This is a genomic window from Actinomadura sp. NPDC049382 (genome assembly GCF_040677125.1).
In the GTDB taxonomy this organism is placed as follows: domain Bacteria; phylum Actinomycetota; class Actinomycetes; order Streptosporangiales; family Streptosporangiaceae; genus Spirillospora; species Spirillospora geliboluensis.
In genome coordinates this window covers 75,642-89,186 of the sequence record NZ_JBFARO010000013.1, presented here as the reverse complement: position 1 = coordinate 89,186, position 13,545 = coordinate 75,642, and the positions used below count along the sequence as shown (strand labels likewise).

Annotated in this window: 13 protein-coding genes; 7 read left to right on the top strand and 6 right to left on the bottom strand. The window is 72.3% G+C overall.

Features of this window, described 5'->3' with window-relative positions; all coding sequences use genetic code 11:
* Positions 1-3: 3 nt before the first annotated feature.
* Together hemW and AB0K34_RS11665 are read right to left on the bottom strand one after the other, a co-directional pair.
* Entirely contained in the window at positions 4-1,212 is a 1,209-nt protein-coding gene (gene hemW, locus AB0K34_RS11670; protein WP_138640285.1) for a radical SAM family heme chaperone HemW, read from the bottom strand.
* A 30-nt stretch (positions 1,213-1,242) separates the two neighbouring features.
* On the bottom strand, positions 1,243-1,635 hold the full coding sequence (locus tag AB0K34_RS11665) for an antitoxin YezG family protein (protein WP_240808383.1): 393 nt from the start codon (positions 1,633-1,635) through the stop codon (positions 1,243-1,245).
* 207 nt (positions 1,636-1,842) lie between these two features.
* On the opposite strand from AB0K34_RS11665, the gene AB0K34_RS11660 reads away from it, so the two are divergent.
* From AB0K34_RS11660 to AB0K34_RS11650, 3 genes are all read left to right on the top strand, one after another.
* The gene (locus AB0K34_RS11660) at positions 1,843-2,751 is read left to right on the top strand and encodes a hypothetical protein (protein ID WP_138640287.1); all 909 of its coding nucleotides are present in this window, start codon (positions 1,843-1,845) and stop codon (positions 2,749-2,751) included.
* Positions 2,752-2,827: 76 nt separating this feature from the next.
* Complete coding sequence (locus AB0K34_RS11655) at positions 2,828-4,234, top strand: hypothetical protein (RefSeq protein WP_171069341.1); 1,407 nt, start codon at positions 2,828-2,830, stop codon at positions 4,232-4,234.
* Between the two features lie 170 nt (positions 4,235-4,404).
* Positions 4,405-4,965, top strand: a complete 561-nt coding sequence (locus AB0K34_RS11650) for a DUF4870 domain-containing protein (RefSeq protein WP_171069342.1) — start codon at positions 4,405-4,407, stop codon at positions 4,963-4,965.
* A gap of 23 nt (positions 4,966-4,988) precedes the next feature.
* On the opposite strand, the gene lepA is transcribed toward AB0K34_RS11650, so the two are convergent.
* Complete coding sequence (gene lepA, locus AB0K34_RS11645) at positions 4,989-6,869, bottom strand: translation elongation factor 4 (protein WP_138640288.1); 1,881 nt, start codon at positions 6,867-6,869, stop codon at positions 4,989-4,991.
* 204 nt (positions 6,870-7,073) lie between these two features.
* On the opposite strand from lepA, the gene rpsT reads away from it, so the two are divergent.
* Together rpsT and AB0K34_RS11635 are read left to right on the top strand one after the other, a co-directional pair.
* Positions 7,074-7,343: a 30S ribosomal protein S20 gene (rpsT, locus tag AB0K34_RS11640; protein WP_138640289.1), complete on the top strand. Its 270-nt coding sequence runs from the start codon at positions 7,074-7,076 to the stop codon at positions 7,341-7,343.
* Positions 7,344-7,400: 57 nt separating this feature from the next.
* A complete protein-coding gene (locus tag AB0K34_RS11635) occupies positions 7,401-7,937 on the top strand; it encodes an RNA 2'-phosphotransferase (protein ID WP_301174338.1) in 537 nt (178 codons plus the stop codon).
* Here AB0K34_RS11635 and AB0K34_RS11630 read toward each other — a convergent pair.
* Positions 7,879-8,406: a hypothetical protein gene (locus AB0K34_RS11630; protein WP_301174339.1), complete on the bottom strand. Its 528-nt coding sequence runs from the start codon at positions 8,404-8,406 to the stop codon at positions 7,879-7,881. The two genes, AB0K34_RS11635 and AB0K34_RS11630, sit on opposite strands and share 59 nt — an antisense overlap.
* Positions 8,407-8,476: 70 nt before the next feature.
* On the opposite strand from AB0K34_RS11630, the gene AB0K34_RS11625 reads away from it, so the two are divergent.
* Together AB0K34_RS11625 and AB0K34_RS11620 are read left to right on the top strand one after the other, a co-directional pair.
* Complete coding sequence (locus AB0K34_RS11625; RefSeq protein ID WP_301174340.1) at positions 8,477-9,397, top strand: LysR family transcriptional regulator; 921 nt, start codon at positions 8,477-8,479, stop codon at positions 9,395-9,397.
* The gene (locus AB0K34_RS11620; protein WP_301174341.1) at positions 9,337-9,753 is read left to right on the top strand and encodes an SRPBCC family protein; all 417 of its coding nucleotides are present in this window, start codon (positions 9,337-9,339) and stop codon (positions 9,751-9,753) included. The genes AB0K34_RS11625 and AB0K34_RS11620 overlap by 61 nt, the downstream gene beginning before the upstream one ends.
* Positions 9,754-10,149: 396 nt before the next feature.
* Here AB0K34_RS11620 and holA read toward each other — a convergent pair whose 3' ends face one another.
* The gene (holA, locus tag AB0K34_RS11615; RefSeq protein WP_301174342.1) at positions 10,150-11,103 is read right to left on the bottom strand and encodes a DNA polymerase III subunit delta; all 954 of its coding nucleotides are present in this window, start codon (positions 11,101-11,103) and stop codon (positions 10,150-10,152) included.
* A 328-nt stretch (positions 11,104-11,431) separates the two neighbouring features.
* Positions 11,432-13,453: a DNA internalization-related competence protein ComEC/Rec2 gene (locus tag AB0K34_RS11610; RefSeq protein WP_301174343.1), complete on the bottom strand. Its 2,022-nt coding sequence runs from the start codon at positions 13,451-13,453 to the stop codon at positions 11,432-11,434.
* Positions 13,454-13,545: the final 92 nt, after the last annotated feature.

The window sequence follows — 13,545 nt, the reverse complement described above, 5'->3', positions numbered from 1 at the left end:
CTGCTAGGTGAGGTCGCGGACTACGGCGTCGGCCAGGAGGCGGCCCTTGAGGGTCAGGACGGCTCGGCCCTCTGTGTAGGGGGCCGCTTCTAGCAGGCCCTCGTCGATCGCTCTGCGGATGGCCTTGTCGTCCAGGAGGGTCGTGGGGCAGCCCTGGGCGAGGCGTAGTTCGAGCATGACGCGCTCGATGTGGCGGTCGTCGTCGGTGAGGATCTCCCTGGCATGGGCCGGGGTCGTGCCCTCGGCCAGGCGGGACGCGTAGGCGGCAGGGTGCTTGACGTTCCACCAGCGGGTTCCACCGACGTGGCTGTGCGCCCCCGGGCCAACGCCCCACCAGTCGGCGCCCGTCCAATAGAGCATGTTGTGGCGGCAGGCGGCGGCCGGGTCGGACGCCCAGTTGGAGATCTCGTACCAGTGCAGGCCGTGGCCGCCGAGCATCTCGTCGGCGATGAGGTAGCGGTCGGCCATGGCGTCGTCGTCCGGCGCGGTCAACTCGCCCCGCCGCACCTGGGCGGCCAGGCGGGTGCCCTCCTCGACGATCAGCGCGTACGCCGACACATGGTCGGGCTCGGACGCGAGGGCCGCCTCCAGGGAGGCCCTCCAGTCGTCGTCGGTCTCCCCCGGCGTCCCGTAGATGAGGTCGAGGTTGACGTGCTCGAAGCCCGCCTTGCGCGTCCACTCGACGACCTGCGGGACGCGCCCGGGTGTGTGGGTGCGCTCCAGCACCGCCAGGACGTGCTCGCGCGCGCTCTGCATCCCGTAGGAGATGCGGGTGAACCCGGCCTCCCGGAGCTTGGCCACGTACGCCTCGTCCACCGACTCGGGGTTGGCCTCCGTCGTCACCTCCGCGCCCGGAGCGAGCCCGAACTCGGCGTCGATGGCGTCCAGGACGCGCCCCAGGTCGCCCGGCGGGAGCAGCGTCGGCGTACCGCCGCCCACGAAGACCGTCTCCACGGGGAGATCCGCGTCACCGAGGACGCGCCGGGCCATCCGCACCTCGCCGATGGCGGTGTCGGCGTAGGAGTCGCGGCTCGCCCCCGGACCCAGCTCCGTCGCCGTGTAGGTGTTGAAGTCGCAGTACCCGCACCGCGTCACGCAGAAGGGCACATGGACGTAGAAGGCGAACGGGCGGTCCCCCAGGCCGTCCAGCGCACTGCCGGGCAGCGCGCCGTCGGCCGGTACGGGATCTCCGTCGGGAAGCGTCGAGGGCACCCTTCAAGTCTGCCCCGCCCGACCGCCTGCTCAGGACTCGTCGAGCTTCGCGCGGAGCCAGTCAGGGATGTGGGCGGCCGTGCGGGGGAAGCGGTCGAGGTCCTGGGCGTAGGCGGAGGCGGTGAGGGGCGGGGTGAAGTCCGGTTCGCCGTCGTAGTCGAATTCGGCGCTGAACCGGCCGGAGCGCTCGATCTGGAGGCGGGCGGTGAACCAGGCGCCCTTGCCGGCGCGGTACATGACGCGGCGCAACTCGTCCATCCTGCCGATGGCCTGCCCGGGCGGGACGGCGGTGCGGCGGCCGCCATCGGCGTCCTCGACCTCCAGCGAGGCGCTGTCGATGCCGACGGTCGCGCGGAACGCGAAGTCGAGCCGCTCCCAGCCGTCGGGGGCGGCGGAGCGCAGCGCGCGGACGGCGCCGTTCACCGTTTCCCGTTCCTTCGCAGAACGCAGTACCTGCTCGGGGTGGGTCACGCTACCTCCGGGAGGTCGGGTCAGACCGTCTGGCCGCTGTTCCGACCGTACCTACATACGGGCCCAGGTCGAGCAACCGCCGCCGTGTCGTCCGGAAACCACGCGCCGGACGGCCGGAATGCAGCGTGCCGCCCCTCTTGGGTGGATAGTGTCAACGGGATGGTGGACGAGGGTGCGACCGAGCGTGGACGGGCGCCGGCGCGGGTGCTGCTGCAGGGCGGGCCGGACGGCTGGCACTGCACGGTGGTCGACGGCGCCGGCGGCGAGCGGCGTTCCGGCCTGCCCGGCCCGGGGACGCGCTGGTCGACGGGCGCCCCCGCCGAGCCGGAGCCCCCGTGGTGGCGCCGCCGCCTCGCCGAGACCGCGGAGGGGCTGCGCGAGGCGGTCGCCGAACGGCTGACCGACGCGACGTTCCGCGACCTCGGCGTGGAGGCCGTGATCACCTGGTTCGCGGTGGACGAGCCGGTCGCGTGGGAGGGGCTCGTCACGCTCCGGGAGGCCGACCCGGCGCGGTTCCCGGGCCGGGTCGCGCCCTTCGTGGTCACGCTGGAGCCGGGCCGCGGGGCGCTGCTGCCGGACGCGAGCCTGCTGTTCTCCACCCTGGCGCCCGACGCGTGGACGGCGCTCGACGGGGTCGCCGAGCACTGCGGCACCCGCCCGCCGAAGGCGTCGCTGCTGTGCGGGTGGGCCGACCACCGCAGTGTGCGGGTGGGACGCGGGACGCTGGCGCTGTCCACCGACCGGGGCGAGGACGGCGTGGAGCGGCTCGCCGAGATCTGCGGGACGCGGTCGCCCGGCTGGAGCGGCAACCCCGAGATGCGGTTCCGGCTGGACGGCGTCGACTTGCTCGACGAGCCCGCGGGCGACGTGGTCGCGCTGCTGCGGGAGCTGGGCCACGACGTCGTCCGGCGGGGCCGCGCGGTCCGGCTGGCCGCGTCGGGGCTCACCCTCTACGGGCCCGACCGGCACTGCGAGGGGGCCGGAGAGGCGGAGCGGTTCACGGCCGTGTCGCTGCAGCAGCCGGCGGCGCTGGCCGCGCTCGCGCCGCTGCACCGCAGCCGGGCCTGAGGGCTCACGGAGCCGACACCCGCGGGCGACCGGGCCGTCACCGGAACGCGACCCCGGCGCCGTACCTTTCCCGATCATGAGAAGCCGTGCGCGTCATGCCGTGCTCGCCGTCACCGGCGCCGCCCTCGCCGGTGCTCCCCTCACCCTCGCTCCGCTGCCCGCTCACGCCGCCCTCGCCAGCGGTACGATCACCGTCCACCGCGGCGGCCCCGCCCGGACGCTGCCGTTCACCGCCCGCCGGGACGGGGAGGCCGTGATCTCCTTCGCCGCGTCCGCTCCGGGCGTCTCGTGGGTCCGCAAGGGCGCCGAGTCCGCCGTGGTGTCGGTCGCGGTGGACGGGCGCCATGTGACCGACCTCGTCGTCCCCTCGTCCGACCCGATCCCCCGGAGCCTCGGGCTCGGGCGTGTCGGGAAGGGGCGCCACACGGTCACGCTTCGCTTCGCGAAGGGGAGCGCGCCCGCCGCTCGCCGCGTCACTCTCAGCCAAGCCCGCGTCCGGATGCCGGAGGCCGGCGCGCTCGCCCTGCGCCACGCGCCCATCGTCGTCGGCCGGACCGGCTGGCCGTTCGGCGACCCGTACCAGAACGCGGCCACCGACACCCCGCTGATCGCCTGGCACGAGACACGGCCCGCCGCGACGCCGGGGCACCGCGTCATCGAGTACTCGGTGGTGTGGAGCAACGAGGACGGCGGCACCGACACGCCCGCGCTGATGGCCCGCTGGGGACGGACCACCGACATCGAATGGGTGTACCGCGTCGAGGTCGACGCGGCCGGGAACCGGGTGGCCGGCACCGCCGTCTACCAGGCGCCCCTGCACCTGACGCTGAAGTTCACCGGCCGCTACGAGGGCGACCACCCGGTGCTGCAGACCTGCACGTCGAACAACAACATGTGCGACGTGATCTCGCCGGACCCGCCGCTGCGCTTCCTCCTCGACGCGTCCCGGACGCGGCCGGAGGACCGCGCCCGCGAGGCCGTCATGGACCGCGAGCCGTGGACGTACCGGGTCGCGGCGCAGGAGATGGTGCGCGAGGGCAAGATCGAGAACCCGTCCGACCCGGCGACGCGGGAGGTCGGCGACCAGCGCTCGTACCTGTTCGTGGAGTTCGCCAAGACGACGGGGGCCGCGACCGGGATCGGGTCGGTGCCAGGAGTGGCGCTCGGAGTCCGGCTGAAGGACGACCCGTACGTGCTGTACACGTCCGACCACGGCGATCCGACCTGGTCGATCGACCGGGACGGCGCCGTCGCCACCACCGTCGAACTGCCCACTGGGACGCGGGTCGCCGACATCGCGAGCATCGAGGCGCTGCGGCGGCCGACCGGGTTCGGCGACAACGGCGCCGCCGCGACGGTCACGTCCGTCAACCGGGGGTTCTTCCTGGACGAGGCGTACCTGCCGCAGCCGTCGTCCATCGCCTGGACGGGCTCGGTCACGCTCACCCGGACGGCCCCGTCCGCCGTCGTGTGGCGCCCCTGACTCCGGCTCGCGGTCCGGCCTGTGGCGTGAAACGGCCACGGGCCGGGCGATCCGGGGGAACCGGTTCGAACTTACCGAGCGTCCTAAGAGTCATACACTTCGCGCAATGGCTCGCACTTTCGCACCCTCGCACAGCGAACGCGCAGCGAACTAAGGAGAGGACGTCCGCCATGGCCTACGGGCCTCCCCCGTCGCCCGGTCAAGGTCAGCAGCCCGGCCAGGGCTGGCAGCAGCCCCAGCAGCAGGCTCAGCCCCAGGCGCCCTGGCAGCAGCCAGGGAACATGTGGCAGCAACCCCAGCAGGGGCAGCAGCCCCAGCAGCAGCCCAGCGCGGCCTGGCAGCAGCCCCAGCAGGGCGGAGGCACCGTCCAGATGCCGGGGCAGATGCACAGCGGCCAGGGGCCGGGCGGCGACGACGACCGGACGTGGGCGCTCATGGCGTACGTGGGCCAGTTCCTCGTCGGCGCCATCGCACCGGCCATCGTCTACTTCGGCAAGGCCGGGTCACCGTTCGTGCGGCGCCACGCAGCGCAGGGCCTCAACATGGGCATCGCCGCGATCGCCGTATGGTTCGTCTTCGGCCTGCTGTCCCTGGCCGTCGACGTCCTCATCTGGGTGCCGCTGCTGTTCACGGCCGCCGTGATGTTCTTCCTCGTCTACGCGGGGCGCGCCGCGAACCGCGGCGAGTTCCGCCGCGTCCCCGCCGTGGTGGCGTGGCCCATCCTGAAGTAGGCCGGGCCTGAGGAGGGCGCGGCCTACTTCTTGCCCTTGTCGGCGTCGCCGCCGCCACCACCGGTGGACAGCGCGGCGACGAAGGCCTCCTGCGGGACGTCCACCCGCCCGATGGTCTTCATCCGCTTCTTGCCCTCCTTCTGCTTCTCCAGCAGCTTGCGCTTGCGGGAGATGTCGCCGCCGTAGCACTTGGCGAGGACGTCCTTGCGGATGGCGCGGATGTTCTCACGGGCGATGATCCGGGCGCCGATCGCGGCCTGGATGGGCACCTCGTACTGCTGCCGGGGGATGAGCTCCTTCAGCTTGGAGGTCATCATCAGCCCGTACTCGCGGGACTTCTCCCGGTGGACGATCTGGCTGAACGCGTCCACCGACTCGCCCTGCAGCAGGATGTCGACCTTCACGAGGTCGGACTCCTGCTCGCCGCTGGGCTCGTAGTCGAGCGAGGCGTACCCGCGCGTCCGCGACTTCAACTGGTCGAAGAAGTCGAAGATGATCTCGGCGAGCGGCAGCGTGTAGCGGATCTCGACGCGGTCCTCCGACAGGTAGTCCATGCCGAGCAGCACGCCGCGGCGGCCCTGGCACAGCTCCATGATCGCGCCGATGTGCTCGGACGGGGACAGCAGCGTCGCCTTCACCACCGGCTCGTAGACGGCGCCGATCTTGCCCTCGGGGAACTCGCTGGGGTTGGTGACGGTGTGCTCCGTCCCGTCCTCCATGACGACCCGGTACACGACGTTCGGCGCGGTCGAGATCAGCGAGAGGTTGAACTCCCGCTCCAGCCGCTCCCGGACGATCTCCATGTGCAGGAGGCCGAGGAAGCCGCAGCGGAACCCGAACCCGAGCGCCGCCGACGTCTCCGGCTCGTAGACCAGCGCGGCGTCGTTCAGCCGCAGCTTGTCGAGCGCGTCGCGCAACTCCGGGTACTGGTCGCCGTCCACCGGGTACAGGCCGGAGAACACCATCGGCTTCGGGTCGCGGTACCCGCCGAGCGCCTCGGACGCCTGCCGGGACGCGCCGGTCACGGTGTCGCCGACCCGCGCCTGCCGGACGTCCTTCACCCCGGTGATCAGGTACCCGACCTCGCCGACGCCGAGGCCCTGCACGGCCTTCGGCTCCGGGGAGATCACGCCGACCTCCAGCGTCTCGTGCGCCGCCCCGGTCGACATCATCAGGCTCTTCTCGCGGCGGGACAGCCGCCCGTCCACGATCCGGACATAGGTGACGACGCCCCGGTAGGTGTCGTACACCGAGTCGAAGATGAGCGCGCGGGCGGGCCCGTCCGGGTCGCCGACCGGCGCCGGCACCTCCGCCACGATCTTGTCGAGCAGCTCGCGGACGCCCTCGCCGGTCTTGCCCGACACGCGCAGCACGTCCGACGGCTCGCAGCCGATGATCCCGGCCAGCTCCTCGGCGTACTTGTCCGGCTGCGCCGCCGGCAGGTCGATCTTGTTCAGCACCGGGATCAGGTGCAGGTCCGCCTCGAGCGCCAGGTACAGGTTCGCGAGCGTCTGCGCCTCGATGCCCTGCGCCGCGTCCACCAGCAGGACCGCGCCCTCGCACGCCGCCAGCGACCGCGACACCTCGTAGGAGAAGTCGACGTGGCCGGGCGTGTCGATCAGGTTGAGGACGTGGTCGACGCCGCCGGCCGTCCAGGGCAGCCGGACGGCCTGGCTTTTGATTGTGATGCCGCGCTCGCGCTCGATGTCCATGCGGTCGAGGTACTGGGCGCGCATCTGTCGGTCCTCGACGACACCCGTCAGCTGCAGCATCCGGTCCGCGAGGGTCGACTTGCCGTGGTCGATGTGCGCGATGATGCAGAAGTTGCGGATGATCGCGGGATCGGTCTTGTCAGGCTGGGGCGCTGGCACCGGGGTCCGTTCGCAAAACTCACTGGTGGACATGGATATGTGTGCTTCCATAGTCCCATGCCGGGCGCGGTGCTCCGTGCACGGCCCGGTTTGGGGCGGGCCCCGGTGATTGGTAAGCTGTGCGACTGCGTGTGGCGTAGCGTCGTGCCCCGGGGGCACCGTCCCGCCCCCGTCCAGACATTCGTCAGAACCTGCCGGTGGCAGGCCAGGATCGCAACCAAGCTGAGGCACTACGACGTGGCTAACATCAAGTCCCAGATCAAGCGCAACAAGCAGAACGAGAAGGCCCGCCTGCGCAACAAGGCCGTCAAGTCCGAGCTGAAGACGGCGATCCGCAAGTTCCGCGAGGCCGCCGAGGCCGGCAACGCCGACGCGGCCGCCGAGGCGCAGCGCAGCGCGGCGCGCAAGCTGGACAAGGCCGTCAGCAAGGGCGTCATCCACAAGAACCAGGCCGCCAACCGCAAGTCGGCGATCGCCAAGCAGGCCGCCGCCCTGCAGGCCAAGTAGGACCGCACGCGAGGGGCCGGCCGTTCCGCGCGCCGGCCCCGACGCATGTCCGGGCCCATGGACGACCGCCGCGTGGTGAAGATCTCGAAGTATCTCGCCAAGCACCTGCGGCACCGCCCCGAGCGGATCGGGCTCACGCTCGACCCCGAAGGCTGGGCGGACGTCCCCGAGCTCCTCGCCGCCGCGGCGCGGCACGGCTTCGCGTTGACGCGTTCCGAACTGGAACACGTGGTGAACGTCAACGACAAGAAGCGCTACGAAATGGTCGGAGACCGGATCAGGGCCGTCCAGGGCCATTCCGTCCCGGTCGACCTGAAACTGCCGGCGGTGTCCCCGCCGGAATTCCTTTACCACGGCACCGTGGGCGCGTCCGTCGCCGCGATCCTGCGCGACGGCCTCCTGCCGATGGGGCGGCACGCCGTGCACCTGTCCCCCGACCGCGAAACGGCCCGGCGCGTCGGCGCCCGCCGCGGCCGGCCCGTCGTCCTCGTCGTCGAGTCAGGGCGGATGGCCGCGGACGGGCACGAGTTCCGGGTCAGCGCGAACGGGGTGTGGCTGACCGAGGCCGTCCCGCCGGAATATCTGCGCGAATGATCTCGGCGGCCGCCCAGTCGGGCAGAAGCCGCACCCATTCCGGGCCTTTCTCTGCCCCGAACAGGTACCGGTAGGGGACGAGGTCGCGAATGGCCCGATGCACGTCCAGCCGGTCGTCGATCATGTGGGTGATGCCGAGCTCCGCGCAGTGGCCGGCCTTGTCCGCCCGCTTCCGGCAGAAGCGGACGTTCTCCCTCGATAGGCCCGTCTTGGCATAGAAGTCATGGCGGTTCAGCCATTCCAGCGTCCGTTTCTGGATGCGCTCACCGCACTTGGAGATGATCCAAGCGCGCCCTTCGAATGCGGCGATGAGTCCCGGCAGCACCTCGTAGACGCCTTCGGTCGCCGGTGACGCCATGGCGTCCTCGAAACTGCCGTCCAAGAACACGGTGTCGTCGTCGCCGGGCGCCCGAAGGCCCCCGTGTACGACCCGGCCGAAATCAATGCCGAGCCGAGGTTCGATGTCCATGCCCTCAACTCTCGGACTTTCACCCCTAAAGCAGAACTATTAACGAACCATCCGGCTATAGTTCACAGCTATGGATCTGAGCCGCCTCTCCACGGACGCGCTCGCCTCCTTCGCGGTCTTCGCCGACCACCTCAACTTCACCCGCGCCGCCGACGAACTCCACATCTCCCAGCCCGCACTCCACGTCAAGGTGCGGAAACTGTCCGAGAGCCTCGACCGCCCCCTCTACACCCGGCGCGGCCGCCGCCTCGCCCTGACCCCCGCCGGCGAGCAGGTCGCCCGCTTCGCCCGCGACCTCGACGCCCGCGTGTCGGCGTTCCTGGACACCGTCCACGGCACCGCCGCGACCCGCCTCCCGACCCTGGCCGCCGGCGAGGGCGCCTACCTGTACCTGCTCGGCGACGCCGTCCGCCCCGGCGTCCAGCTGATCAACGGCGACCGCGCCCGCACCCTCACCGCCGTCCGCACCGGCCGCGCCGACGTGGGCGTCGCCGTCCTGGACGTCCTCCCGTCCGACGTGCGGACCGAACTGCTGGCCTCCTACCCCCAGACCCTGGTCATGCCGGACGACCACCCGCTCGCCGCACGGGAACGCCTCGCCCTCGCCGACCTCGCGGGCACCGACCTCATCGTCCCGCCCCCGGCCGGCCCGCACCGGATCACCCTCGAACGCGCGCTGCGCGCCGCCGAGGTCCCCTGGACGCTCGCCGTCGAGGCCGAGGGCTGGCCGCTCATGCTGCACTTCGTGTCGCTGCGCATCGGCCTGGCCGTGGTGAACGGCTGCGTCCCCCCGCCGCCCGGCCTCGCCTCCCGCGAGATCATCGACCTGCCCGCGGTCCCCTACTACGCTCTGCACCTGCCGGACCGCGCCGACGACCCCTTGGTCACCGACCTGCTGGCCACCGTCCGCACCGCCGTGAGGAGCACGCCGTGCATTTCGAGATCTCCGTCGACATCGCCGCCACCCCCGAGACCGTCTGGAACCTCCTGAAGGACGTCGAGCGCTGGCCCGAGATGACCGCGTCGATCGACCGCGTCGAGCTCCTCGACAAGCCCTTCGCCCTGTCCAGCCGGGCCCGCGTCCACCAGCCGAAGATCCCCGCCGCCGTCTGGACCGTCACCGCCCTCACCGAGAACGAGACCTTCACCTGGGAGTCCCGCTCCCCCGGCGTCACCACCACCGCCGTCCACGACATCACCCCGACCCCGGACGGCGTCACCGTCCGCCTCACCCTCGACCAAAAGGGCCCCCTGGCCCCCCTCTTCGCCCTCCTAACAGGCCGCCTGACCCGCCGCTACGTAACAATGGAAGCCAACGGCCTAAAGGCAAAGGCCGAAACCCCATAAGACCGCCCACCACGGGGAAGATGCCCGATCAATCCCCCAACGAGAGCCACGCCCTACAAGAGGCGCAGGGATTCCCGGACACCACCACCAAACCCGTGCAGCACCTGCGAACGAGTCCAACAACGAGAAAACGCAGGCACCCTCCTCACGGACGGCGACGGCACCGCCGCACGCCTCGCCAACCGACCACCGCACGCAGAAGCACAGCCGTATGCCGACCACGGGGCGGGACGTGCACGCCCCGTCAGCCGGGCGCCGCACCTCGCGAACAGCCACAGACCCACCACACGTGGGAGACGCGCCTCTCATCAGCCGGGCACCGCACCTCAGGAGCAGCGACAGACCGACCACGAGCAAGGCCGCGCACGCCTCGTGAGGCGGGCTGCGTGCTTGGGGTCAGCCGCGGGCGGCGACGATCTGGGCGACGGTCTTCTCAAGGGCGTACGCGGGATCGGCCGCACCGCCCTTGACCTGTTCGTCCGCGGCGGCCACCGCCGCGAGTGCCCGCGCGACGCCGTCCCCGGACCAGCCGCGCAGCTGCCGCTGCACCCGGTCGATCTTCCACGGCGGCATGCCCAGCTCCTTGGCGAGAGCCGCGCCCCGCGCTCCGCGCGGCGCCCCGCCGACCTTCGCGAGGCCCCGCACCCCCTGTGCGAGCGCGCTGACGATCAGCACCGGCGCCACCCCGGTGGCGAGCGCCCACCGGAGCTGCTCCAGCGCCTCGGCGAGCTGCCCCTCGATGGCCTTGTCCGCCACCGTGAACCCACTGACCTCGGCGCGCCCCCGGTAGTAGCGGGCGACGGCCGCGTCGTCGATCTTCCCCCCGGTGTCGGCCACCAGCTGGCTGCACGCCGCTGCCAGCTCGCGCAGATCGTTCCCCACCGCGTCGATCAGCCCTCGCGCGCCGTCCGCCGAGATCTTCCCGCCCGCCCGGCGGATCTCCGCCCTGACGAAGTCGACCCGCTCCCCGACCTTGGCGACCTTCGGACACGACACCTTGCGCGCCTTGAGCTTGGTGAGCCCGTCCACCAGCGCCTTGCCCTTGGCCCCGCCGGGGTGGACGGCCACGAGCACGACCTCGTCCGCCGGGTTCTTGGCGTACTTCAGCACCTCGGCCGTGAGGTCCTTGCCCAGGTCCTGCGCGGACCGGATCACCAGGACCTTCCCACCCCCGAACAGCGACGGCGACGTCAGCTCCGAGATCCGCCCGGGCTCCAGCCCGCCCGGCGCGAGATCGATGACCTCCATATCCGGATCGTCCGCGCGCACGGACGCGACGACATCCCCGATCGCCCGCTCCACGAGCAGCTCTTCGTCTCCGACGATCAGAACAATGGGCTCAACCGACACCCCGCCAGCATGCCACGCCCCCACCCCCTCCCGCGCCGCCCAACCCACCCCCCCAACCTCCCGCCCCTGGTGTGCACCCCAACGCCACCGCAACACCCCCGTATGGCATACGGCGCCCGACCGCTCGCCCTGATATCAAGACCGCCAGCGTGGGCCCCCCTCCCGGCAGAGCTGGCCCTTCAGCGCGGCGGCTTGGCCATGAGCTTTGGGCGGGCCCGGTCAGTTGCGAGGGACGGCTGTGACGGTGGCGTCGGTTGGGCCACCCCTCACCGGCAGGGCTGGCCCTTCAGCGCGGCGGCTTGGCCATGAGCTTTGGGCCGGGCTCCGGTCAGTTGCGGGGGACGGCGGTGACGGTCGTGTTGGTGCGGACTATGGCTATGTCTCCTTCCTGGTCGGTGCGGTGAATCTGGGTGTGGAGGCGGTGGAGGAGGCCGAGGGTCGCTGCGGACGGGTGGCCGTAGTCGTTGTGCTCGCCGACCGAGATCAGGGCGATGGACGCGTGGGCGGCGGCCAGGAAGCCGGGGTCCTGGCTTCGGGAGCCGTGGTGCGGCACCTTCAGGACCTGGACGCGGGGGACGCTGGTCGCCAGGACGCGTTGCGCGTCCGCTTCGATGTCGCCGGACAAGAGGGCGCTGAAGCCAGGTCTTCGGGCGACGAGGACGACGCTGGCGTTGTTGATCACGGTGCCGTCGTCCTTCGGGGAGAGTGTGTGGGCGGCGCTGAACGGGGCCAGGACCGAGAGTGTCAGGTCGCCCACGCGCCATTGCTGTCCTGGTTCGGCATGACGGGTGGTGAGGCCGGTCGTGTAGCGCGCTTCGCGGCCTGGGCTGAGGGGTGTCGTCAGCACCTCGTGGACCCTGCGCCCGTGCCGGACGCCTGGCATGCCGTCGATGTGGTCGGCGTGCGGGTGGGTCAGGATCACGAGCGGGACGTCCTTGATGCCGAGACGCCGCAGGCAGCGGTCGACGGGGGCGGGCTCGGGGCCGGTGTCCACGATGACGGCCTGGCTCGGACCGGCGGAGAGAACCAAGGCGTCCCCTTGGCCTACATCGCAGGCGACCATCTGCCAGCCGGGCGGCGGCCAGCCGGGGGCCAGGACGCGCATGGCGACGACCGCGATCAGGACGCCGATCAGCATCGCCGCGGCGAGCAGGCGCAGTCGGCGGCTGCGCAAGACCAGGATCGCCACCGCGGCCGCCGCCAGCAAGGCCAGGGCGCCGAGCCCACCCCCGGTCCAGGGGATGGTCGCGTACGGGAGCGCTGCGGCGGTGCGGGCGACCCAGATGATCCAGCCGACGGCCAGGCCCGCGGGCCACACGATCAACTGGGCGAGGGGCACCGAGGCGGGCGCGGTCACGGCCGCGAGCGCGCCGAGGAGGGTGGCGGGGGCGACGGCGGGGGCCGCGAGCAGGTTCGCGGCGACGGAGACGACGCCCACCTCGCCGGAGAGCATGACCAGGACCGGCGCCACCGCGACCTCGGCGGCGGCCGTGACCGCGAGGGCGTCGGCGACGGGGCCGGGCAGTCGGCGGGCGAGCCGCTCCCGCCAGGACGGCGCCAGGACCAGCAGCCCGGCCGTCGCGAGGACCGACAGCGCGAAGCCGTACGAGCGCGCGAGTTCGGGGTCGATCAGGACGAGGAGGAGGACGGCCGCCGCCAGCGCGGGGAGCCCGTGGCGCTCCCGGCCGGTGAGCAGCGCCAGCAGGCCGATCACCCCCATGAGCGCCGCCCGCAGGACGCTCGGCTCCGGCCGCGCGACGACCACGAACGCCAGCACCGCGAGGACGGCCACGGGCGGGGCCCGGCGGCGGCCGAGGCCGGCGAGGCGGCACAGCCCGAGGACCGCCCCGGTGACGATCGCCAGGTTCGCGCCGGAGACCACCAGGAGGTGGGTGAGCCCGGCGGTGCGGAACTCCTCGGCCAGTGCGGGGTCGAGGCGGGAGGTGTCGCCGACGACCATGCCGGGCAGCACGCCGCGCTGGTCGGGCGGCAGCCGGTCGACCGCGGCCCGCAGGCGGGCCCGCACGTGCTCGGCGGCGCGCTGCGGGGCGGACGGCGGCCCGAGGACGGACGGCGGCCCCCGGACGATCACGACCGCCGCCAGAAGCCCCGTCCGGTCGGGCGGCGCGAATCGGCCGCGCAGCCGCACCCGTTGGCTGGGGACGAGGCGCAGCCAGCCGGAGTCACCCGCGATGAGCAGCACCGGGACACGGACCTTTGTGCGCGCCACGGCCTCGGCCCGCGCCCGGATGATGATCATCTGCCGGCCGTGGCCCGGCTTGGCCTGCGGGTCGGCGGTGACCACCGCCTCGGCCACCGCGAACCGTCCCGCACGGGCAAGGTCGTGCACAGGGCCGGTGGTGACGGCGGTCGTCCGAAGCGCCACCCCGCACGCCGACGCCGCCGCACACGCCAACACGACTCCGACAATGACCCGCCACC

Bases quoted from the DNA above. Each gene is read 5' to 3' on its own strand.
- AB0K34_RS11660 (WP_138640287.1), top strand. From the start codon at position 1,843: ATGGTGGACGAGGGTGCGACCGAGCGTGGACGGGCGCCGGCGCGGGTG.
- AB0K34_RS11635 (WP_301174338.1), top strand. From the start codon at position 7,401: ATGGACGACCGCCGCGTGGTGAAGATCTCGAAGTATCTCGCCAAGCAC.
- AB0K34_RS11625 (WP_301174340.1), top strand. From the start codon at position 8,477: ATGGATCTGAGCCGCCTCTCCACGGACGCGCTCGCCTCCTTCGCGGTC.
- lepA (WP_138640288.1), bottom strand. From the start codon at position 6,869: ATGTCCACCAGTGAGTTTTGCGAACGGACCCCGGTGCCAGCGCCCCAG.
- AB0K34_RS11650 (WP_171069342.1), top strand. From the start codon at position 4,405: ATGGCCTACGGGCCTCCCCCGTCGCCCGGTCAAGGTCAGCAGCCCGGC.
- AB0K34_RS11630 (WP_301174339.1), bottom strand. From the start codon at position 8,406: ATGGACATCGAACCTCGGCTCGGCATTGATTTCGGCCGGGTCGTACAC.
- AB0K34_RS11655 (WP_171069341.1), top strand. From the start codon at position 2,828: ATGAGAAGCCGTGCGCGTCATGCCGTGCTCGCCGTCACCGGCGCCGCC.